Origin of the sequence: Bacillus sp. LM 4-2, assembly GCF_000978495.1 — a bacterium.
GTDB lineage: Bacteria > Bacillota > Bacilli > Bacillales > Bacillaceae > Bacillus > Bacillus subtilis.
The window spans coordinates 2,670,436-2,691,857 of the sequence record NZ_CP011101.1 but is presented as its reverse complement, the minus strand read 5'-3'; the positions used below and the strand labels follow the sequence as shown (position 1 = coordinate 2,691,857).

The following is a 21,422-nucleotide window of genomic DNA, read 5'->3' as shown; positions in this document are numbered from 1 at the left end:
TGTTCATGGATGAACGGCTCGTCTCAAGTGAAGCAGACAACCATGAATCAGTGATAGAGCAAAGCCTGAGGCCGCAAAATCTGGCACAGTATATCGGACAGCATAAGGTAAAAGAAAATTTGCGCGTGTTTATAGATGCGGCGAAAATGAGACAGGAGACGCTGGATCATGTTCTTCTGTACGGGCCGCCCGGACTCGGAAAAACAACGCTTGCTTCGATTGTTGCTAATGAAATGGGAGTGGAATTGCGGACGACATCAGGGCCTGCGATTGAAAGGCCTGGTGATTTGGCTGCTATATTAACGGCGCTGGAACCGGGAGATGTATTATTTATTGATGAAATACATAGGCTGCACAGATCGATCGAAGAGGTGCTTTATCCTGCAATGGAAGACTTTTGCCTGGACATTGTGATTGGCAAAGGCCCATCTGCCCGCTCGGTTCGGCTCGACCTTCCGCCTTTTACGCTGGTGGGAGCCACGACGAGGGTGGGGCTTTTGACGGCTCCTTTAAGAGACAGATTCGGCGTCATGTCTCGCCTTGAGTACTATACACAAGAAGAACTGGCGGATATTGTCACAAGAACCGCTGATGTATTCGAGGTTGAGATTGATAAACCGTCGGCTCTTGAAATTGCAAGAAGATCGAGAGGGACGCCCCGCGTGGCGAACCGCCTGCTGAGAAGGGTGCGCGATTTCGCCCAAGTGCTGGGTGACAGCAGGATTACGGAAGACATTTCTAAGAATGCGCTGGAGCGGCTTCAGGTTGACCGCCTCGGTTTGGATCATATTGATCATAAGCTGCTGATGGGCATGATCGAAAAATTCAACGGCGGCCCAGTAGGCCTTGATACGATTTCAGCTACCATCGGCGAGGAATCGCATACGATTGAAGACGTATATGAACCATATCTGCTGCAAATTGGATTTATACAAAGAACGCCGCGTGGAAGGATCGTGACACCGGCCGTTTATCATCATTTCCAAATGGAGGCTCCCCGATATGACTGAATTTCCGAAGATCATTATGATTCTTGGTGCTGTTTTGCTTATTATCGGAGCAGTTTTGCATTTTGTCGGCAAGATGCCGGGAGATATTTTTGTAAAAAAAGGAAATGTCACGTTTTTCTTCCCGGTTGTCACTTGTATTATTATAAGTGTGGTATTATCAATTTTGCTTAATCTTTTTGGCAGAATGAAATAACAAAAGACTAGAATAAAGGTGAAATCATCATGAAAGTCGATTTATTTGATTTTGAACTACCAGAACGTTTAATTGCACAAGTACCGTTGGAGCAGCGTGATGCTTCAAGGCTGATGGTGCTCGATAAACATACAGGAGAGCTTACTGACAGCTCGTTTAAACACATTATCAGCTTCTTTAACGAAGGCGATTGTCTAGTCCTGAACAATACCCGGGTACTGCCTGCGCGGTTATTCGGCACAAAAGAGGATACCGGCGCAAAAGTGGAACTTCTTTTGTTGAAACAGGAAACCGGTGATAAATGGGAAACACTTGCCAAACCGGCGAAACGGGTGAAAAAAGGAACTGTTGTCACATTTGGAGACGGAAGATTGAAGGCAATCTGCACGGAAGAGCTTGAGCACGGCGGCAGAAAGATGGAATTTCAATATGACGGTATTTTCTACGAGGTGCTTGAATCCCTTGGAGAGATGCCGCTCCCTCCATATATCAAAGAACAGCTTGATGACAAAGAGCGCTACCAGACAGTGTATTCAAAAGAAATCGGCTCTGCTGCTGCGCCTACAGCTGGCCTTCACTTCACGGAAGAAATCTTACAGCAGCTGAAAGACAAAGGCGTGCAAATTGAGTTCATCACACTGCACGTAGGCCTTGGAACGTTTCGCCCTGTGAGTGCCGATGAAGTGGAAGAGCATAATATGCATGCAGAGTTTTATCAAATGTCAGAAGAAACGGCTGCAGCCTTAAACAAAGTAAGAGAAAATGGCGGCCGGATCATTTCTGTCGGCACGACCTCGACACGCACGCTTGAGACGATTGCCGGGGAACATGACGGGCAATTTAAAGCATCAAGCGGCTGGACATCTATTTTTATTTATCCGGGCTATGAATTTAAAGCCATTGACGGAATGATTACAAACTTCCATTTGCCGAAATCGTCATTGATTATGCTGGTCAGCGCGCTTGCTGGAAGAGAAAACATTCTGCGTGCCTATAACCATGCAGTGGAAGAGGAATACCGTTTCTTCAGCTTCGGAGACGCGATGCTGATTATATAATTTGAGAACAGGAGGCCTCATCAAAAGTGGCTGAACAACCAATACGCTATGAATTTATAAAAGAATGCAAACAAACAGGAGCGCGGCTGGGCAAAGTGCATACGCCTCACGGCTCCTTCGAAACGCCGGTTTTTATGCCGGTCGGCACACTGGCGACAGTCAAAACAATGTCGCCTGAAGAGCTGAAAGCAATGGATGCAGGCATCATTTTGAGCAACACTTATCATCTATGGCTTCGTCCGGGCCAAGACATTGTCAAAGAAGCGGGCGGGCTCCATAAATTTATGAACTGGGACCGCGCAATTTTAACAGATTCAGGCGGTTTTCAGGTCTTTTCTTTAAGCAAGTTTCGTAATATAGAGGAAGAGGGTGTCCATTTCCGCAATCATCTAAATGGAGACAAGCTGTTTTTATCTCCGGAAAAAGCGATGGAGATCCAAAACGCACTCGGCTCTGATATTATGATGGCGTTTGACGAATGCCCGCCATACCCGGCGGAGTACGACTACATGAAGAGGTCAGTTGAACGGACAAGCCGCTGGGCGGAACGCTGCCTGAATGCCCACAATCGTCAGGATGAACAAGGGCTGTTTGGTATTGTACAAGGCGGAGAATATGAAGATCTGCGGACACAAAGTGCGAAGGACTTGATTTCGCTTGATTTTCCGGGATATGCTATAGGCGGATTGTCTGTAGGTGAACCGAAGGATGTCATGAACCGTGTACTCGAATTCACAACACCGCTCTTGCCGAAGGATAAACCGAGATATCTGATGGGAGTAGGTTCTCCGGACGCACTGATCGACGGAGCGATCCGCGGGGTCGATATGTTTGACTGTGTGCTGCCTACACGGATTGCAAGAAACGGCACAGTGTTTACTGCTGAAGGACGACTCAATATGAAAAATGCGAAATTTGAAAGAGACTTCCGTCCGATTGATGAAGAGTGTGATTGCTATACATGTAAAAACTACACTCGCGCGTACATTAGGCACTTGATTCGCTGCAATGAAACATTCGGTCTTCGATTAACAACTTACCATAACCTTCATTTTCTGTTACACTTAATGGAGCAGGTAAGACAGGCTATTCGCGAGGATCGTCTGGGTGATTTCAGAGAAGAGTTCTTTGAGCGTTACGGCTATAACAAGCCAAATGCGAAAAGCTTCTAAATAAACATAACAGGCTTACAGAAAGGGGTGAAAATGATGACTGGCACTTTAGGTACATTGGTTCCTATTATTTTAATGTTTGCGGTCCTTTACTTCTTGCTGATTCGTCCTCAGCAAAAGCAGCAAAAGGCTGTACGCCAAATGCAAGAGGAACTGAAAAAAGGCGATTCAGTAGTGACAATCGGGGGATTGCACGGTACTGTTGACTCTATCGACGAAAGCAAAGTCGTAATTAAGACTGGTGATAACACACGTCTTACGTTCGACCGCCGCGCGATCAGAGAAGTTTCTGCTGCTGAATAACAGCAGGAGCTATACATAGCAAACAAAAAAGAGCGGGCAAGTGAGCCCGCTCTTTTTTATGTGGAAGACCTGTTTCCCCTCATGTTCACGCCGAAAATCCCGCCCAGCATGCACACCCCTAAAAATCCCAGATGGAAGATCAGCTGTTCTGCTGTAAATGTCTTTCCGAATCCTAAATACTGAAACAATAAGATAATCAGAGAAAAACTTAAGGCGGTCAATGCGCCAATCATCCAGCCTCTTTCCTTGCCTTTCCCGCCTGAAATGAACCCGCCGATAAATAAAGAGAGAAATGAGATAGCTGTGATCAGCCAGTTAAATGATGATTCTTCCAGCGAGGTTGCGGTCAATAAAAGTGAAACCGCCAAACTTGTCAGGAGCATGGCTGCAAATATGGCGATTAAGCCGTAAAGAATGCCTTTTCCAACTTGTTTCGTCTCCTCCATGATTGTCTCCTTTCTGCCTGTATTAAAAGGCTTCTGTTCTTTTTGCACAAAGCCGTCAGACATGCTGATGGCTCGTCTTTGTAAAAATGTATTCCCTTATCCCATGAATTAGACGTAAAAGCTTTGTGAAATGCAATCGGTTTTTCTTACATAAATTGATCATTTTGTTGCAACCTATAATGAGTTGGAGGTGCATGATGGAAGAGCTTCTCACTATTGCGTTTCGCACAGTCGTATTGTATTTTGTGATATTGATCATTTTTCGTCTCATGGGCAAGCGGGAGATCGGAGAGCTTAGTATATTAGATCTCGTTGTCTTTATCATGATGGCTGAAATTGCCGTTTTAGCCATAGAAAACGTAGACGATCATCTATTTCATACCATTTTGCCAATGCTTGTATTAATGATCATTCAAGTGACTTTGGCATACTTTTCTTTAAAAAACCGAAAAGTCCGCCAGCTTCTTGACGGTAAGCCGACCATAATTATCAAATATGGAAAAATTGACGAAGAAGCCATGAAATCACAGCGTTATAATTTTGATGATTTAATGGTTCAGCTCAGAGAAAATAGCATCGACAGAGTAGCTGACGTATCATTTGCTATTTTAGAGCCGTCGGGCAAACTGACTATTGTTAAGAAAGAAAACAGCGGAGAGCATCGGCAGCTCGAAATGCCGCTCATTATAGACGGCTTCATTCAAACAGAAAACCTGTCCAGAATCAGTAAAGATAAAAAATGGCTGCTTGAAAATTTGCAAAAACACGGATACACAAACCCTTCAGATATTTCATTTTGCTCGTTTACAGACGGAGAATTATTTATTGACGAAAAAGATGGGTACCGCACGTGACTATTATCGGATGATCAGACGTCCGATAATGGGAATGCGGCGAAGCTCATCTTTTTTAATTAAACGGAAAACGAGCAGGAGGATCATATAAATGGCGGCGCTCACCGCAATCCATCCGGCTAGATTGACAGCCTCAGATGCTCCAAAGCTTATATAATGTTTGATGGCGGAGCTGATGAATCCGCAAATTACAATAACAGCGAAGCTGAGCGCGTACTCCTTGATTTTGATGCTGATCGGCAGCACTTTGCTTACGGTTGCTGCGTGCAATAGCGTGACGAGCACCATGCCTGTCACAATGGCTAATGCCGCGCCCATAATGCCAAGAGAAGGCCTTGTGGCAAGGACAAAAATAAGGCCTGTTTTGACTAGCGCTCCGATTAAGCTGTTCATCATCGCAGCTCCTGCCAAATTAAGCGCCTGCAGAACAGCTTGAAGCGGGCCTTGAAAATAATAAAGCAGAAAAAACGGGGCCATCACTTTTATAAATACAGCTGCGCCTGAAGAACCGTACATCACTCTCATCAGCTCATCCGCAAATACAAATAAAATAACAACTGAAATGCCTCCGCTGAGCAGACAGAGACGCATCGCCTGTTCCAAGCGGTATTCCACCACCTGCAATTTTTTCTGCTCCATTCCTTCACTGATCGCAGGAACAAGCGCGGTCGACAAAGAATATGTAATAAAGCTGGGCAGAGTCAGCAGCGTCATGGCAAAGCCGGTCAGTTCCCCGTATTGCTTTGTTGCGGCAACTGTTGCCACACCGGCGATGGCAAGGCTTTGAGCGACGACGATTGGCTCGAAAAACCAAGATAGGTTTCCGATAAAGCGGCTCCCGGTTGTTGGAAGGGACACGCTCATTAATTGGGTAAAGGTTTGTTTTCCGTTTTTAATTGACTGGAAAAAATGCTTTCTGATTTTAATTGTCTTTTTATACTTAAAGCAAACGAATAAATAAAGAAGTGATGCCAGCTCCCCTGCCACTGAGGATAGCATTGCCCCCGCTGCAGCATATTCAATTCCGTAAGGGAGAAAAATCGTTGTGCAGACAGCCACGAGTGAAATGCGGACAACCTGTTCAAGGACTTGTGACATAGCAAGCGGGTTCATATTCTGTTTTCCTTGAAAGTATCCCCTCAGCACACTCGATATAGCAATAATCGGCACAACCGGCGTAATGGCCAAGAGCGGATACAGTGTTCGCTTATCTGTCAGCATCGTTTCAGCCATAACCGGGGCGAAAAACAGAAACAGCGGTGTAAAGATGAGGCTGAGCACTCCCGTGATGGTCAGAGACATGACTAAAATATTTTTCGTTTTTTGATGATCTCCGCGCGCACTGGCTTCAGCGACTAGCTTACTGATCGCGACCGGCAGACCGAATTGAGTTAATGTAGTGGCCAAGAAGAAGGTAGGCGCCGCCATCATGTAAAGCCCGACTCCTTCTTCACCGATAAAACGGGCGATAACCACCCGGTTGACAAACCCGAGCATTCTTGTAACCATTCCTGCTGCGATAAGGATAAGAGTGCCCTTTAAAAACGTCTGTTTCGCCATTTTTACCCCCTGCCTTCTCAAACTACCTGGAATCATATACAATAAAGATATGCGTATATGTCGTCCAAGCATGACAAGTCTTCTTGAAAAACAATAAAAAAGGAGCGTGGAATTCGTGGAGAAGCATCCAGCCGATCTATATAAAGACCACGTCAGGCCGTTTCTTTACAGCAAACTGGAAGAGTTTAAGATCCTCGGGTATGATGATGTTGAACTCGAAAGTTTGTGGTCATACTTAACAGATAAGAAGTGGAAAAAGAAAACGGAACTGAGCATTTATGAACTGGCGAGTGATATTTTATCAGTGAAAATTGGCGAATTTATGAACTATGCAACCGTTGAGTCATTTAAAACGTCTAATTGGCTGGGCAGTGAAGAGGGCCAGGAAGCATTGGAAGAACTGCTGAGATAGCAGGTTGATTCGCACAGGTTTAAGGGAGGATATACATAATGAAAAAAGGACGCTTGATTGCGTTTTTCCTTTTCGTTCTATTGATCGGCACGGGCTTGGGCTACTTTACGAAGCCTGCCGCTAACAATATTACGTTAGGATTGGATTTGCAAGGCGGATTTGAGGTGCTGTATGATGTACAGCCTGTAAAAAAAGGTGACAAAATCACAAAAGACGTTCTGGTCAGCACAGTAGAGGCACTGAACCGCCGGGCCAATGTTCTCGGTGTCAGCGAACCGAACATCCAAATTGAAGGGAATAACCGGATTCGCGTTCAGCTCGCTGGTGTGACAAACCAAAACAGAGCGCGTGAAATTTTGGCGACTGAAGCGCAGCTTTCTTTCAGAGATACGAATGACAAAGAATTGCTGAATGGCTCTGACCTCGTCGAAAACGGAGCTAAACAAACGTATGATGCCAAAACAAATGAACCGATTGTCAGCATTAAACTGAAAGATGCTGATAAATTCGGCGAAGTGACCAAAAAGGTCATGAAAATGGCGCCAAACAACCAGCTTGTTATTTGGATGGATTACGAAAAAGGGGACTCATTTAAAAAAGAGGTTCAAAAAGAGCACCCTAAATATGTATCCGCCCCAAATGTAAGTAAGGAATTAAACACAACTGACGTTACAATTGAAGGGCAATTTACGGTTCAAGAAGCAAAAGATTTAGCCAGCATTTTAAACGCAGGCGCACTTCCTGTGAAACTGACTGAAAAGTATTCGACATCAGTAGGGGCACAATTCGGCCAGCAGGCTCTCCATGATACGGTGTTTGCCGGTATTGTCGGTATCGCAATTATTTTCTTATTTATGCTTTTCTATTACCGTCTGCCGGGATTAATCGCGGTGATTACACTATCTGTTTATGTATACATTACGCTCCAGATTTTTGACTGGATGAATGCTGTACTTACACTTCCGGGGATTGCCGCTCTCATTTTAGGTGTCGGGATGGCTGTTGACGCCAACATTATTACCTATGAGCGGATTAAAGAAGAGCTCAAGCTAGGGAAGTCAGTCCGCTCTGCCTTCCGTTCAGGAAACAGACGGTCATTTGCGACGATTTTTGACGCGAATATTACAACCATTATTGCAGCGGTTGTGCTCTTTATCTTTGGGACAAGCTCTGTTAAAGGGTTTGCGACAATGCTGATCCTATCGATTTTGACAAGCTTTATCACTGCCGTTTTCTTATCGAGATTTCTCCTCGCTCTCCTTGTGGAAAGCAGATGGCTTGATCGGAAAAAAGGCTGGTTTGGTGTGAATAAGAAACATATCATGGATATTCAGGATACGGATGAAAATACAGAGCCGCATACGCCATTCCAAAAATGGGATTTCACGAGCAAACGCAAATACTTCTTTATTTTCTCCAGTGCGGTCACGGTTGCCGGGATTATTATCCTGCTCGTGTTCAGGCTGAATCTTGGCATTGACTTTGCAAGCGGTGCACGGATTGAAGTACAAAGCGACCATAAGCTGACGACAGAGCAAGTTGAGAAGGATTTTGAATCTCTGGGTATGGACCCTGATACTGTAGTTCTGTCAGGAGAAAAGAGCAATATCGGTGTTGCCCGGTTTGTCGGGGTGCCAGATAAAGAAACCATTGCAAAAGTAAAAACGTATTTTAAAGACAAATACGGATCTGATCCAAATGTCAGCACAGTTTCACCGACAGTCGGTAAGGAGCTGGCAAGAAATGCGCTGTACGCAGTTGCTATAGCTTCTATTGGCATCATTATTTACGTTTCAATCCGATTCGAATACAAAATGGCGATTGCTGCCATTGCTTCATTGCTATATGACGCATTCTTTATCGTCACATTCTTCAGTATTACAAGGCTTGAGGTAGATGTTACGTTCATCGCGGCCATCTTGACGATAATCGGGTATTCCATTAACGATACAATCGTTACATTTGACAGGGTCCGCGAGCATATGAAAAAGCGTAAGCCGAAAACATTTGCCGATTTGAACCATATAGTAAACCTGAGCCTGCAGCAAACCTTTACACGTTCAATTAACACTGTATTAACTGTTGTGATTGTTGTTGTGACATTGCTTATCTTTGGAGCATCTTCTATTACTAACTTCTCAATTGCTTTATTGGTCGGGCTGTTAACAGGCGTTTATTCTTCTCTATACATTGCCGCACAAATTTGGCTTGCATGGAAAGGAAGAGAACTGAAAAAAGATTCGGCGCAATAAAAAATATCAGGCTGTCCTCTGCAGGGCAGCCTGTTTTTTGAAGTTTCATTGAACTTAAAATAGAAATTTGCTATAATGACATACGCTTACATTTAAACATATATATGGTGTTAAAAGTGTTTATGACTGGTTTTCAGATATGTAGGAGGGTTTATATATGAGGGTTCGCGAATCAGAGCTGCCGGGCATAGGACAAAAAGTTGAAATGATTACTAGAAACCGTGATAAAATTTCAATTATCATTCATCATGACGGACGGAGAGAGCTTTACTATTTTGACGAAAACGACCATGAGGAATGTGTTGCCTCCGTGCAGTTTGATGACGCTGAAGCAAGGCAAATGTCTGCAATTCTTGGCGGAATGGCATATAAACCGAAAGCATTAGAACAGGTCGAGTCAGCCCTTGATGATTTGATTATAGAGTGGTGTAAAGCAGAGGCGGGAGCGCCTGCCATTCATCAGACGATTGGTGATTTGAATGTGGGTCAGGAATATCATGTGACGGTCATTGCAATTGTTAAAAAGAATCAGGATAAACAACTGAATCCGAGCTCTGAAACAGTCATTGACGAAGGCGATACACTTGTGATTTCCGGTGAGGGAACCGGACTGAAGAGGCTGATCCGGGAAAAATTAACAGCAAAGGGAGCTTAACCTAGTGTTAAGCCATGTTTAAAACCAGTCTTGATGGGGAAAGTTACCTCAATAAGAAGTTTGGGGGAAAAGAGAATGAATAAACAATGGACCATTATTTTCGCACTTATTTTCACCTTAATTGTCGCTATTTTCGCAGTCATTAATGTTCGATCCGTAGAAGTTGATTACCTGTTTGGAAGATCAGAATGGCCGCTCATTCTTGTTATTTTGGGCTCAGTTTTAATGGGAGCACTGATCGTATTTTCTGTCGGCATTTTTCAGGTAATGAAATTGAAGCGGGAAATAAAAACCTTGCGGAAAGAAAATAGAACAGCAATACATAAACAAGAGGATACTCATCTTGCTGATCAGACTGACACACAGGATGCATCAGCCATGATTGAGAAAAAAGACTAGTTTTCGAATATTATTTGAAACCCCTCAGCCTGCTCTAGTATAATAGGGTGGTTGAGGGGTGAATTTATGTTAGCGTCAAAAATGCGATGGGAAATCCAGCGACCAGATCAGGATAAGGTCAAATCACTCACAGAACAATTGCATATAACACCTCTTGTTGCGTCCCTGCTTGTAAAAAGAGGCTTTGATACGGCAGAAAGCGCTAGGCTGTTTTTACATACAAAGGATGCCGATTTTTATGATCCTTTTGAAATGAAAGGCATGAAAGAAGCGGCAGATCGAATAAAACAGGCGATTTCACAACAAGAAAAGATTATGATATATGGCGATTATGACGCCGATGGGGTTACAAGTACGTCAGTGATGCTTCACACGCTGCAAAAACTGTCGGCTCAAGTTGATTTTTATATACCTGACCGTTTTAAAGAAGGATATGGACCTAATGAACAGGCGTTTCGTTCGATTAAAGAACGGGGCTTCTCTTTGATCATTACGGTTGATACAGGAATTGCCGCTGTGCATGAAGCGAAGGTGGCAAAGGAACTCGGACTGGATGTCATCATTACCGATCATCATGAACCGGGACCGGAGCTTCCGGATGTCCGTGCGATCGTCCACCCGAAGCAGCCTGGCTGCACTTACCCGTTTAAAGAGCTTGCCGGGGTTGGAGTCGCGTTTAAGCTTGCCCACGCTTTATTGGGTGAACTTCCTGATGAACTGCTTGACCTGGCGGCTATCGGCACCATTGCCGATCTAGTCCCGCTGCATGACGAAAACAGATTAATAGCAACACTAGGACTTGAAAGGCTTCGACGGACAAATCGGCTCGGCTTAAAAGAGCTGATTAAGCTGTCAGGCGGAGACATCGGAGAAGCGAACGAAGAAACAGTCGGATTTCAGCTCGCACCAAGGCTGAATGCCGTCGGAAGAATCGAACAGGCGGATCCCGCTGTTCATTTGCTTATGTCAGAGGATTCGTTTGAAGCGGAAGAGCTTGCCGCAGAAATTGACCAGCTGAACAAAGAGCGCCAAAAAATGGTCAGCAAAATGACGGATGAAGCGATTGAAATGGTTGAACAGCAAGGGCTCGATCAAACTGCAATTGTCGTGGCCAAAGCCGGATGGAACCCGGGAGTCGTCGGGATTGTGGCTTCAAAGCTTGTGGACCGTTTCTACCGACCGGCCATTGTTCTTGGCATTGATGAAGAAAAGGGAATCGCTAAAGGTTCGGCCCGAAGCATCAGAGGATTTAATTTATTTGAGAGCCTTTCTGAATGCAGAGATATTCTTCCTCATTTCGGCGGCCATCCAATGGCTGCGGGGATGACGCTGAAAGCCGAAGATGTGCCGGATTTGCGAAGCAGGCTGAATGAAATAGCGGACAATACGCTTACGGAAGAGGATTTTATTCCCGTACAGGAAGTCGACCTTGTCTGCGGCGTCGAAGACATTACAGTTGAAAGCATCGCAGAAATGAACATGCTGTCTCCTTTTGGCATGCTGAACCCGAAACCGCACGTTCTCGTAGAAAACGCAGTACTGGAAGATGTCCGCAAGATAGGGGCAAATAAAACTCATGTCAAAATGACGATCAGAAACGAGTCGTCCCAGCTTGATTGCGTCGGTTTTAATAAAGGCGAGCTTGAAGAAGGCATCGTACCGGGTTCAAGAATTTCTATTGTCGGTGAGATGTCAATCAACGAATGGAACAATCGAAAAAAGCCGCAGCTTATGATAAAGGATGCCGCTGTTTCTGAATGGCAGCTGTTTGATTTAAGGGGAAAACGGACGTGGGAAGACACAGTTTCCGTCCTTCCATCTGCTAAACGGGCCATTGTCTCTTTCAAAGAAGACTCAACAACATTACTTCAAACTGAAGACCTTCGCCGAGAAGTGCACGTCATCAGTTCTAAAGATCAAGCAAAGGCGTTTGACCTCGATGGTGCATATATTGTATTACTGGATCCGCCGCCTTCGCTGGACATGCTCGCACGTTTGCTGGAAGGCAAGGCGCCCGAGCGGATATATTTTATTTTTCTCAATCATGAGGACCACTTTTTATCAACTTTTCCCGCAAGAGACCACTTTAAATGGTATTATGCGTTCTTGCTGAAAAGAGGCGCTTTTGACGTGAAAAAACACGGTTCAGAGCTTGCAAAACATAAAGGCTGGTCCGTTGAAACAATCAATTTCATGACAAAGGTGTTTTTTGATCTCGGTTTTGTTAAAATAGAGAATGGTGTGCTGTCTGTTGTGAGCGGAGCAAAGAAACGCGACTTAACAGACTCACAAACATATCAGGCGAAACAGCAGCTGATGGAACTGGATCAAAAGCTGAATTATTCTTCTGCTGAAGAGCTGAAGGAATGGCTGAATAAGCTGATGAAACAAGATTCAGAGGCTTATGAAAGTACGAGGAGGACATAAAACAGATGGATTTAAAACAATACGTAACAATTGTACCGGATTACCCGAAAGAGGGCGTGCAATTTAAAGATATTACGACACTGATGGATAAAGGCGATGTATACCGCTATGCCACAGATCAAATTGTTGAATATGCGAAAGAAAAGCAAATTGATTTGGTCGTTGGCCCTGAAGCGCGCGGCTTTATTATCGGCTGTCCCGTTGCTTACGCGCTTGGCGTAGGTTTTGCGCCGGTCCGCAAAGAAGGCAAGTTGCCTCGTGAAGTAATCAAAGTGGATTATGGCTTGGAATACGGAAAAGACGTATTAACGATCCACAAAGATGCGATTAAGCCTGGTCAGCGTGTGCTTATTACAGATGACCTGCTTGCGACAGGCGGCACAATTGAAGCGACAATCAAACTTGTTGAAGAACTTGGCGGCGTTGTTGCTGGTATCGCTTTCTTAATCGAGCTTTCTTACCTTGACGGCAGAAATAAGCTCGAAGATTACGACATCTTAACATTGATGAAATACTAAGGATAACCGCATAACGAAAAAGCACTCCATGTCAGGGTGCTTTTTTCCTATTGTTTTGCATTTATTTTATATAATATTTGGCTATTTGAACTTCTGCTCTTTACATCTTTCGTTTTTTTCTTGATAATAAACTACAATACAGTTTACATTTTAAAAAAGGTGATTCCATGGCGAACGAACAAGTATTGACTGCCGAGCAAGTTATAGATAAAGCGCGCAGCTATCTATCTGATGAGCATATCGCATTTGTCGAAAAAGCATATCTGTACGCTGAAGATGCTCATCGCGAGCAATACCGCAAATCGGGCGAGCCATATATTATTCATCCGATTCAGGTTGCGGGGATACTCGTTGATCTTGAAATGGACCCTTCCACAATCGCGGGCGGATTTTTGCACGATGTCGTGGAAGATACAGATGTGACGCTCGATGACCTGAAAGAAGCATTTTCCGAAGAAGTGGCAATGCTTGTAGACGGCGTAACGAAACTCGGCAAAATTAAATATAAATCTCAAGAGGAACAGCAGGCGGAAAATCATCGCAAAATGTTTGTCGCTATGGCTCAAGATATCAGGGTCATATTGATCAAGCTGGCGGATCGTCTTCACAATATGCGGACACTGAAACATCTGCCTCAGGAAAAACAGCGGAGAATCTCCAATGAAACGCTGGAAATTTTTGCTCCTTTGGCGCATCGTCTCGGGATTTCAAAAATTAAGTGGGAATTGGAAGATACGGCGCTCCGTTATTTGAACCCTCAGCAATATTACAGAATTGTCAACCTCATGAAGAAGAAACGCGCAGAACGTGAGCTTTATGTTGATGAGGTTGTCAATGAAGTGAAGAAACGTGTCGAAGAAGTAAATATCAAGGCTGACTTCTCGGGACGCCCGAAACATATTTACAGCATTTATCGAAAAATGGTGCTGCAAAATAAGCAATTCAATGAAATTTACGATTTGTTGGCTGTCCGTATTCTTGTGAATAGCATAAAGGACTGCTACGCGGTGCTTGGCATCATTCACACATGCTGGAAACCGATGCCCGGCAGATTCAAAGATTATATCGCAATGCCGAAGCCGAATATGTATCAATCACTTCATACAACGGTTATTGGGCCTAAAGGCGATCCGCTTGAAGTGCAGATCCGCACCTTTGAAATGCATGAAATAGCGGAATACGGGGTTGCGGCTCACTGGGCTTATAAAGAAGGGAAAGCAGCCAATGAAGGTGCAACCTTTGAGAAAAAGCTTTCTTGGTTCCGTGAAATTTTAGAATTTCAAAATGAATCGACAGATGCAGAAGAATTTATGGAATCGCTCAAAATTGATTTGTTCTCTGACATGGTGTATGTCTTTACGCCAAAAGGAGATGTAATCGAGCTTCCGTCCGGTTCTGTTCCGATTGACTTTTCTTACCGGATTCACTCTGAAATCGGCAATAAAACAATCGGTGCCAAAGTAAACGGAAAAATGGTTACGCTTGACCATAAGCTTCGGACAGGTGATATCGTTGAAATTCTCACCTCTAAGCATTCCTACGGTCCGAGCCAGGATTGGGTGAAGCTTGCCCAAACATCCCAAGCGAAGCATAAAATCCGTCAATTCTTTAAGAAACAGCGGCGTGAAGAAAATGTCGAAAAAGGCCGTGAGCTGGTCGAAAAAGAAATTAAAAACTTGGATTTTGAATTGAAGGATGTTTTAACGCCAGAGAATATTCAAAAGGTTGCTGACAAATTTAATTTCTCAAATGAAGAGGATATGTACGCGGCGGTCGGTTACAACGGCATCACAGCTCTGCAGGTGGCGAACCGCCTAACAGAAAAAGAGAGAAAGCAGCGCGACCAGGAAGAACAGGAAAAGATCGTTCAGGAAGTCACTGGGGAACCTAAGCCATACCCGCAAGGAAGAAAACGGGAAGCTGGCGTTCGTGTCAAGGGCATTGACAACCTCCTTGTCCGTTTATCAAAATGCTGCAATCCTGTGCCAGGTGATGATATTGTCGGCTTTATCACAAAAGGCAGAGGGGTTTCGGTCCATCGCGAAGACTGTCCGAATGTCAAAACGAATGAAGCCCAAGAGCGGCTGATCCCGGTAGAGTGGGAGCATGAGTCACAAGTTCAAAAGCGCAAGGAATACAATGTTGAGATAGAGATTCTTGGGTATGACCGCCGCGGATTGCTGAACGAGGTGCTCCAGGCAGTGAATGAAACGAAAACAAATATTTCATCTGTCTCTGGCAAATCGGATCGCAATAAAGTGGCAACCATCCATATGGCGATTTTCATACAGAATATCAATCACTTGCACAAAGTCGTCGAGCGTATTAAACAGATTAGAGATATCTACTCTGTGCGCCGCGTCATGAACTAAAGGGGTTAGAAAATGAGATTAGTTGTTCAGCGAGTAACAGAAGCAAGCGTTACAGTGGACGAAGAGGTCGTCGGCCAAATTGGACAAGGCCTTATGGTGCTGGTCGGCATCACTCACGATGATACAGAAGATGATGCAGCTTATTTAGCCGATAAAGTTGTCAATCTCCGTATTTTCGATGACAGTGAAGGGAAAATGAATCTGTCTCTTGTAGATATAGGAGGAGAGATTTTATCCGTCTCACAGTTTACGCTTTATGGAGATACGAAAAAAGGGCGCCGGCCGAACTACATGAACGCGGCCAAACCTGATAAAGCTTTAGGTCTTTATGAAAAATGGAATGACCTGCTTCGTGAAAAAGGAATCAAAGTGGAGACCGGAACGTTTGGAGCAATGATGGATGTTCAGCTTACAAACTCCGGACCGGTCACGCTCATTATGGATTCAAAATAAAAAAAGCTGCCAAAAGGCAGCTTTTTTTATTGGAAGTATTTCTCTAATCCGCTTTCGATCCCATCTGTTACTTTTTCTTGGTATGAATTGCTATGTACAATGGCTTCTTCCTGCGGATGGCTTACATATCCCAGCTCGTACAGCATAGCGGGCTGTCTGTTTTCCCGGAGCACATAATAATCTCCGAATAATACGCCGCGGTCTGGAATGGAAGAACGCTTCACCACTTCTGAGTGGACATCTGATGCGAGTTCCTGATCTTTGGCAGGACTGTAGTAATATGCTGTACTGCCTCTTGTAGAGGTATCCGCATAGCTGTCATAATGAATGCTGATAAAGGCGTCAGCGTTGCGGTAGTGAGACGTAGAGACCCGTGACTGCAGGCTGACAAAGGTATCATCCTGGCGTGTCACATATACATCCGCTCCAGCCGATCTAAGTTTGCTGGCGAGCAGTTTTGCCGTTTTGATCGTCAGGTTTTTCTCGAATTTCCCCGAATACCCGATCGTTCCGCTGTCTTTTCCTCCATGTCCCGGGTCAACAATAATCGTTTTATTGTTTAGAGAGCCGTTTCCAGACGGGGAATCAGAGACTGGCGGTTCACCTGCTTCTTCTGCGCTTTTAGACGTTTGGACCACCCAATTGGCTACATAAGCAGTTTGCCCGTTATCAAGCTTTATTTCATACCAGCTTCCCTTTGAACCGGTAATGGTGTATGAATCTCCTTTGGCAGCGCGCTCAACGATCGAAGCTGATGTTGACGCATCACTTCTTAGATTCGTTCCTCCGTACATGATATAGGCTTTTTTAGCGGAGGATGAACTGCCGGCATTTGCTGAATCATCAGCTGGAACAGAACTAGTCAAAAGGTAATGGCTTGCAACCCAGCCTTTTAGCCCGTTCACCTCAATGTGAGCCCAGCCATTTTTCTCGTTGAGAACCGTCAGTTTCGTTCCGCGATCAAGTTTTGTTATAATTGCCGCGTCATGTGAGGCGGAGGCTCTTACATTTAGCGAAGAAACACCGACTGTGCCCGTCGTTGACGCACCGGAATCCTTGGTTTGGTCATTCTCATCAGACGCTGAACTGCTGCCTCCTGATGTGACATATTCAGATGATACCCATCCGGTGGCACTGTGATAGGATATCTTGATCCAGCCCGAATCTTTATCAATGACAGATGCTTGGCTGCCTTGCGGGAATTTGCCGATGACTTCGTAGGAAGTGCCCGGGCCGCTTCTCATCCGCAGATCGGGGTCTGTTGATGTCACAGTGTCACTGCTTCCTGAGGAGCTTGTGCTGGCCTGGTCTTCCTTTGTAATAAGCCAGGAGACTACCCAGCCCTTTTCTCCGGAACCAAGCTGTATCTGCACCCAGTCTCCATCTTCCTTTAAAATCGGATAGCGTTCTCCCTTTTTTACTTCCGCTGTAATGCCGTAGCTAAGCCCAGGGCCGCTTCTGACGTTCATTTCATCTGTTGCGATGACCGCTTCTCCTTGAGCAGCTGTAACGGATGAAGAGGTCGGGAATAGCGCTGCGGTGAAAATAATACATACAATAAGGACAAAGTATTTCTTGTTCATTGTGTCCTCCTTTCTGATGATCATTAAAAAAAGCATTCTTGTTTAATATCGTAAAGTCCTTTCTGATTTTTAAATAAAAATAAAATGATTTGTTTATACTAAGCGTAAATACAATCAAAAAGGTGTGCAAATCATGAAATATCATCCAAAAATGGGACGTGCATTTCACGACGGTGAAGCGAATCTGCATTACAGCGATCACGCAGATCCCGATACGACTGGTTATCTTACGGAAACAGCATCTGAATTTGGTCTTATGTCCAAAGAAGCAGCGCTGAGGAAAAACAACCGGAATAAAGCTTGACAGAGAACCCCAATCCCATTATTATAATAGAAATTGAGTACATAGCAAATGATGAAAGATTTGAACCAATAATGGAGAAGAGTAGGTCAGATTGCATGATTAGAGAGGAACCCGCCCTAGGCTGAAAGCGGATCCCATTGCGTCTTTCTCGAAACAACACTCCGGAGGTTTCCTGCTGAACGCGTGAATAACGCCATTAGGCAGTGAACGTGAACCTGCGTTAAAGGATCGAGCGGGAATATGAACGTATTCCAACTAGGGTGGCACCACGGGTATAACTCTCGTCCCTACTATCATGTATAGTAGGGGCGGGAGTTTTTTTCATTTTCATCATTAACGATCATTGGATATTTTATAAGGAATACATAAGGAGGTCTACCTATGGGATATAACATTCCGAGAGGAACACAGGATATTCTGCCTGGAGAATCAGATCGCTGGCAGTATGTTGAACAAATTATGAGAGACACTTGCCGCACTTATCAATATAAAGAAATCCGCACACCGATTTTTGAGCATACAGAACTGTTTGCCAGAGGCGTCGGAGAATCAACGGATATCGTACAAAAAGAAATGTATACCTTCGAGGACCGCAAAGGCAGAAGCCTGACACTTCGTCCGGAGGGAACAGCTGCTGCGGTTCGCGCTTTTAATGAAAACAAGCTGTTCGCAAATCCTGTACAGCCGACAAAGCTTTATTATGTCGGGCCGATGTTCCGTTATGAACGTCCTCAGACGGGCCGTTACCGCCAGTTTTATCAGTTTGGAATTGAAGCGATTGGTTCGAAAGACCCTGCAATCGACGCTGAAGTAATGGCGCTTGCGATGAGTATTTATGAAAAAGCAGGTTTAGAAAACGTTAAGCTTGTCATAAACAGTCTCGGCGATCAAGATAGCCGCAAAAGCTACAGAGAAGCGCTTGTGAAACACTTCGAGCCTCGCATCGAAGAATTTTGTTCAGACTGCCAGTCCCGGCTGCACACGAACCCGCTTAGAATTTTGGACTGCAAAAAAGACCGAGATCATGAGCTGATGAAATCGGCACCTTCGATTTTGACATATTTAAATGAAGAATCAGCCGCTTATTTTGACAAAGTGAAACAATACTTAAATGATCTTGGCATTTCGTATGAAATCGATCCGAACCTTGTGAGAGGGCTGGATTATTACAACCACACCGCATTTGAAATTATGAGCAATGCGGAAGGCTTTGGCGCGATTACGACACTTGCCGGCGGCGGACGCTACGACGGGCTTGTCGAACAGATCGGCGGACCTGAAGCACCGGGCATCGGATTTGCGATGAGCATCGAACGCTTGCTTGCCGCAATTGATGCTGAAAAAAGAGAGCTGCCTGTTGATAAGGGAATCGACTGCTATATCGTCACACTCGGCGAAAAAGCAAAGGATTATTCTGTTTCATTGGTGTACAAACTGAGAGAAGCAGGCATTTCCAGTGAAATCGATTATGAAAATAAGAAAATGAAAGGCCAGTTTAAAACAGCTGATCGCTTAAATGCCAGATTTATTGCGATTTTGGGTGAAGATGAGCTTGCCCAAAACAAAATCAATGTAAAGGATGCACAGACGGGCGAACAGATTGAAGTGGCACTTGATGAATTTATACATGTGATGAAGGCAAACCAAAAGGGATAAGGAGTGAAACGCATTGTTTGGAAGAACATATTATTGCGGTGATATAACTGAAAAAGCAATTGGCGAATCTGTAACGCTGAAAGGCTGGGTCCAAAAAAGACGAGACCTCGGCGGATTGATTTTTATTGACTTGCGTGACCGTACGGGCATTGTTCAAGTTGTTTTTAACCCTGATGTGTCAAAAGAAGCGCTTGCTGTTGCGGAAGGCATCAGAAATGAATACGTGCTTGATATTCAAGGAAAAGTGGTGGCGCGTGAAGAGGGAACAGTTAATCCGAATTTGAAAACAGGCGCGATCGAAATACATGCTGATGGAGTGAACGTATTAAATGCTGCAAAGACACCTCCATTTGCGATTTCTGATCAAGCTGAAGAAGTGTCAGAGGACGTTCGTTTAAAACACCGTTACTTAGATTTGCGCAGACCGGCTATGTTCCAGACGATGCAGCTGCGCCATAACGTGACGAAAGCTGTTCGCAGCTTTTTAGATGAAAATGGGTTTCTTGATATTGAAACGCCGATTTTAACAGGAAGCACGCCTGAAGGCGCACGTGACTACTTGGTGCCGAGCCGTGTGCACGAAGGTGAGTTCTACGCGCTGCCGCAGTCTCCGCAGCTATTTAAACAGCTTCTGATGGTATCAGGCATTGAACGATATTATCAAATTGCCCGCTGTTTCCGCGATGAAGACTTGCGTGCGGACCGTCAGCCTGAGTTTACGCAAATTGATATTGAAATGTCCTTTATGAGCCAGGAAGACATTATGTCATTGGCTGAGGAGATGATGGCAAAGGTTATGCGTGAAACAAAAGGTGAGGAACTTAAGCTTCCTCTTCCTCGAATGACGTATGACGAAGCAATGAACAAGTACGGTTCTGATAAACCGGATACGCGTTTTGACATGCTTTTGACGGATGTGTCTGACATTGTAAAGGATACGGAATTTAAAGTGTTCTCATCGGCTGTAGCAAACGGCGGCGTGGTTAAAGCCATCAACGTAAAAGGCGGTGCCGGCGATTACTCCAGAAAAGACATCGACGCTCTTGGCGCTTTTGCTGCAAACTACGGGGCAAAAGGGCTTGCCTGGGTGAAGGTTGAGGCAGACGGAGTGAAAGGACCGATCGCTAAATTCTTTGATGAAGAAAAGCAGTCTAAGCTGATTGAAGCACTTGATGCTGCTGAAGGTGATTTGCTGCTGTTCGGAGCGGATCAATTCGAAGTTGTGGCCGCATCACTCGGCGCCCTGCGCTTAAAGCTTGGGAAAGAGCGCGGGCTGATTGACGAAAAATTGTTCAATTTCTTATGGGTCATCGACTGGCCGCTATTAGAGCATGATCCGGAAGAAGGCCGTTTTTACGCAGCGCACCATCCGTTCACAATGCCTGTCCGCGAAGACCTTGAGCTGATTGAAACAGCGCCTGAAGACATGAAAGCACAAGCTTATGACCTCGTCTTAAACGGCTATGAGCTTGGCGGCGGTTCAATCCGTATTTTTGAAAAGGATATTCAGGAAAAAATGTTCGCGCTTCTCGGCTTCTCACCAGAAGAAGCGGCTGAACAGTTCGGATTCCTGCTGGAAGCATTTGAATACGGCGCTCCTCCGCACGGCGGAATCGCACTCGGCTTAGACCGTCTCGTTATGCTTCTCGCTGGACGTACGAACCTGAGAGATACGATTGCATTCCCGAAAACGGCAAGTGCAAGCTGCCTGATGACAGAAGCGCCAGGTGAAGTAAGCGACGCCCAGCTTGACGAGCTTCATCTTTCTATCAAGAAAAAAGTTAAGAACTGATTG

20 protein-coding genes and 1 other annotated feature are annotated in these 21,422 nt (G+C 44.8%); of the genes, 17 read left to right on the top strand and 3 right to left on the bottom strand.

All coding sequences use genetic code 11. From position 1 onward, the window contains the following. Positions 1–5: 5 nt before the first annotated feature. Genes ruvB through yajC form a run of 5 tightly spaced genes read left to right on the top strand, consistent with a single transcriptional unit; the run spans position 6 to position 3,736 of the window. On the top strand, positions 6–1,010 hold the full coding sequence (ruvB, locus tag bslm_RS13415) for a Holliday junction branch migration DNA helicase RuvB (protein ID WP_046381239.1): 1,005 nt from the start codon (positions 6–8) through the stop codon (positions 1,008–1,010). Then, positions 1,003–1,203 (top strand): DUF2905 domain-containing protein, encoded by a 201-nt coding sequence (locus bslm_RS13410; protein WP_003222669.1) that lies wholly within the window; start codon positions 1,003–1,005, stop codon positions 1,201–1,203. Before ruvB ends, bslm_RS13410 begins: the two co-directional genes overlap by 8 nt. 29 nt (positions 1,204–1,232) lie before the next feature. Continuing rightward, positions 1,233–2,261 (top strand): tRNA preQ1(34) S-adenosylmethionine ribosyltransferase-isomerase QueA, encoded by a 1,029-nt coding sequence (gene queA / locus bslm_RS13405; protein WP_003229723.1) that lies wholly within the window; start codon positions 1,233–1,235, stop codon positions 2,259–2,261. Between the two features lie 26 nt (positions 2,262–2,287). Further along, complete coding sequence (tgt, locus tag bslm_RS13400) at positions 2,288–3,433, top strand: tRNA guanosine(34) transglycosylase Tgt (protein ID WP_003229725.1); 1,146 nt, start codon at positions 2,288–2,290, stop codon at positions 3,431–3,433. A gap of 36 nt (positions 3,434–3,469) precedes the next feature. After that, complete coding sequence (gene yajC / locus bslm_RS13395; protein WP_004398708.1) at positions 3,470–3,736, top strand: preprotein translocase subunit YajC; 267 nt, start codon at positions 3,470–3,472, stop codon at positions 3,734–3,736. A 56-nt stretch (positions 3,737–3,792) separates the two neighbouring features. Here yajC and bslm_RS13390 read toward each other — a convergent pair whose 3' ends face one another. Then, positions 3,793–4,182 carry a TIGR04086 family membrane protein gene (locus tag bslm_RS13390; RefSeq protein WP_031315243.1) on the bottom strand — a complete coding sequence of 130 codons (390 nt, stop codon included), beginning with the start codon at positions 4,180–4,182 and terminating at the stop codon, positions 3,793–3,795. A 197-nt stretch (positions 4,183–4,379) separates the two neighbouring features. Here bslm_RS13390 and bslm_RS13385 point away from each other — a divergent pair, with 197 nt between their 5' ends. Next, positions 4,380–5,036: a DUF421 domain-containing protein gene (locus bslm_RS13385; RefSeq protein ID WP_046381238.1), complete on the top strand. Its 657-nt coding sequence runs from the start codon at positions 4,380–4,382 to the stop codon at positions 5,034–5,036. 3 nt (positions 5,037–5,039) lie between these two features. Here bslm_RS13385 and spoVB read toward each other — a convergent pair whose 3' ends face one another. Then, positions 5,040–6,596, bottom strand: a complete 1,557-nt coding sequence (gene spoVB / locus bslm_RS13380) for a stage V sporulation protein B (protein ID WP_014480435.1) — start codon at positions 6,594–6,596, stop codon at positions 5,040–5,042. A 115-nt stretch (positions 6,597–6,711) separates the two neighbouring features. Here spoVB and comN point away from each other — a divergent pair, with 115 nt between their 5' ends. The 8 genes from comN (at position 6,712) to dtd (ending at position 16,084) form a co-directional block, all read left to right on the top strand. After that, positions 6,712–7,008, top strand: a complete 297-nt coding sequence (comN, locus tag bslm_RS13375; protein ID WP_004398498.1) for a post-transcriptional regulator ComN — start codon at positions 6,712–6,714, stop codon at positions 7,006–7,008. 38 nt (positions 7,009–7,046) lie between these two features. Next, positions 7,047–9,260, top strand: coding sequence for a protein translocase subunit SecDF (secDF, locus tag bslm_RS13370; protein ID WP_046381237.1), 2,214 nt, complete (start codon positions 7,047–7,049; stop codon positions 9,258–9,260). 157 nt (positions 9,261–9,417) lie between these two features. Then, positions 9,418–9,915 carry a cation:proton antiporter regulatory subunit gene (locus bslm_RS13365; protein ID WP_003229739.1) on the top strand — a complete coding sequence of 166 codons (498 nt, stop codon included), beginning with the start codon at positions 9,418–9,420 and terminating at the stop codon, positions 9,913–9,915. 75 nt (positions 9,916–9,990) lie between these two features. Then, entirely contained in the window at positions 9,991–10,314 is a 324-nt protein-coding gene (locus bslm_RS13360; RefSeq protein ID WP_003229740.1) for a LapA family protein, read from the top strand. Between the two features lie 66 nt (positions 10,315–10,380). Further along, complete coding sequence (gene recJ / locus bslm_RS13355; protein WP_046381236.1) at positions 10,381–12,741, top strand: single-stranded-DNA-specific exonuclease RecJ; 2,361 nt, start codon at positions 10,381–10,383, stop codon at positions 12,739–12,741. A gap of 5 nt (positions 12,742–12,746) precedes the next feature. Next, positions 12,747–13,259 carry an adenine phosphoribosyltransferase gene (locus bslm_RS13350; protein WP_003229745.1) on the top strand — a complete coding sequence of 171 codons (513 nt, stop codon included), beginning with the start codon at positions 12,747–12,749 and terminating at the stop codon, positions 13,257–13,259. Between the two features lie 167 nt (positions 13,260–13,426). Beyond that, on the top strand, positions 13,427–15,631 hold the full coding sequence (gene relA, locus bslm_RS13345; RefSeq protein WP_003229747.1) for a GTP diphosphokinase: 2,205 nt from the start codon (positions 13,427–13,429) through the stop codon (positions 15,629–15,631). Positions 15,632–15,643: 12 nt separating this feature from the next. Further along, positions 15,644–16,084 carry a D-aminoacyl-tRNA deacylase gene (gene dtd / locus bslm_RS13340; protein WP_004398689.1) on the top strand — a complete coding sequence of 147 codons (441 nt, stop codon included), beginning with the start codon at positions 15,644–15,646 and terminating at the stop codon, positions 16,082–16,084. Positions 16,085–16,110: 26 nt separating this feature from the next. On the opposite strand, the gene bslm_RS13335 is transcribed toward dtd, so the two are convergent. Further along, complete coding sequence (locus bslm_RS13335) at positions 16,111–17,667, bottom strand: N-acetylmuramoyl-L-alanine amidase family protein (protein ID WP_046381235.1); 1,557 nt, start codon at positions 17,665–17,667, stop codon at positions 16,111–16,113. 133 nt (positions 17,668–17,800) lie between these two features. Here bslm_RS13335 and bslm_RS20950 point away from each other — a divergent pair, with 133 nt between their 5' ends. The 3 genes from bslm_RS20950 to aspS all read left to right on the top strand — a co-directional run bounded on the left by bslm_RS20950 (position 17,801) and on the right by aspS (position 21,419). After that, positions 17,801–17,971 carry a YrzK family protein gene (locus bslm_RS20950; protein ID WP_004399157.1) on the top strand — a complete coding sequence of 57 codons (171 nt, stop codon included), beginning with the start codon at positions 17,801–17,803 and terminating at the stop codon, positions 17,969–17,971. A 59-nt stretch (positions 17,972–18,030) separates the two neighbouring features. After that, positions 18,031–18,263: a binding site (T-box leader), on the top strand. Positions 18,264–18,352: 89 nt separating this feature from the next. Beyond that, on the top strand, positions 18,353–19,627 hold the full coding sequence (gene hisS, locus bslm_RS13330) for a histidine--tRNA ligase (protein ID WP_014480430.1): 1,275 nt from the start codon (positions 18,353–18,355) through the stop codon (positions 19,625–19,627). A 13-nt stretch (positions 19,628–19,640) separates the two neighbouring features. Then, positions 19,641–21,419, top strand: a complete 1,779-nt coding sequence (gene aspS / locus bslm_RS13325; RefSeq protein ID WP_015251570.1) for an aspartate--tRNA ligase — start codon at positions 19,641–19,643, stop codon at positions 21,417–21,419. Positions 21,420–21,422: the final 3 nt, after the last annotated feature.

Excerpts from the sequence above, each read along its gene's own strand:
- bslm_RS13410 (WP_003222669.1), top strand. The coding sequence starts at position 1,003 with ATGACTGAATTTCCGAAGATCATTATGATTCTTGGTGCTGTTTTGCTT.
- bslm_RS13385 (WP_046381238.1), top strand. The coding sequence starts at position 4,380 with ATGGAAGAGCTTCTCACTATTGCGTTTCGCACAGTCGTATTGTATTTT.
- hisS (WP_014480430.1), top strand. The coding sequence starts at position 18,353 with ATGGGATATAACATTCCGAGAGGAACACAGGATATTCTGCCTGGAGAA.
- secDF (WP_046381237.1), top strand. The coding sequence starts at position 7,047 with ATGAAAAAAGGACGCTTGATTGCGTTTTTCCTTTTCGTTCTATTGATC.
- bslm_RS13365 (WP_003229739.1), top strand. The coding sequence starts at position 9,418 with ATGAGGGTTCGCGAATCAGAGCTGCCGGGCATAGGACAAAAAGTTGAA.
- bslm_RS13350 (WP_003229745.1), top strand. The coding sequence starts at position 12,747 with ATGGATTTAAAACAATACGTAACAATTGTACCGGATTACCCGAAAGAG.
- bslm_RS13390 (WP_031315243.1), bottom strand. The coding sequence starts at position 4,182 with ATGGAGGAGACGAAACAAGTTGGAAAAGGCATTCTTTACGGCTTAATC.
- recJ (WP_046381236.1), top strand. The coding sequence starts at position 10,381 with ATGTTAGCGTCAAAAATGCGATGGGAAATCCAGCGACCAGATCAGGAT.
- dtd (WP_004398689.1), top strand. The coding sequence starts at position 15,644 with ATGAGATTAGTTGTTCAGCGAGTAACAGAAGCAAGCGTTACAGTGGAC.
- ruvB (WP_046381239.1), top strand. The coding sequence starts at position 6 with ATGGATGAACGGCTCGTCTCAAGTGAAGCAGACAACCATGAATCAGTG.
- spoVB (WP_014480435.1), bottom strand. The coding sequence starts at position 6,596 with ATGGCGAAACAGACGTTTTTAAAGGGCACTCTTATCCTTATCGCAGCA.
- bslm_RS13335 (WP_046381235.1), bottom strand. The coding sequence starts at position 17,667 with ATGAACAAGAAATACTTTGTCCTTATTGTATGTATTATTTTCACCGCA.
- yajC (WP_004398708.1), top strand. The coding sequence starts at position 3,470 with ATGACTGGCACTTTAGGTACATTGGTTCCTATTATTTTAATGTTTGCG.
- queA (WP_003229723.1), top strand. The coding sequence starts at position 1,233 with ATGAAAGTCGATTTATTTGATTTTGAACTACCAGAACGTTTAATTGCA.
- bslm_RS20950 (WP_004399157.1), top strand. The coding sequence starts at position 17,801 with ATGAAATATCATCCAAAAATGGGACGTGCATTTCACGACGGTGAAGCG.
- relA (WP_003229747.1), top strand. The coding sequence starts at position 13,427 with ATGGCGAACGAACAAGTATTGACTGCCGAGCAAGTTATAGATAAAGCG.
- bslm_RS13360 (WP_003229740.1), top strand. The coding sequence starts at position 9,991 with ATGAATAAACAATGGACCATTATTTTCGCACTTATTTTCACCTTAATT.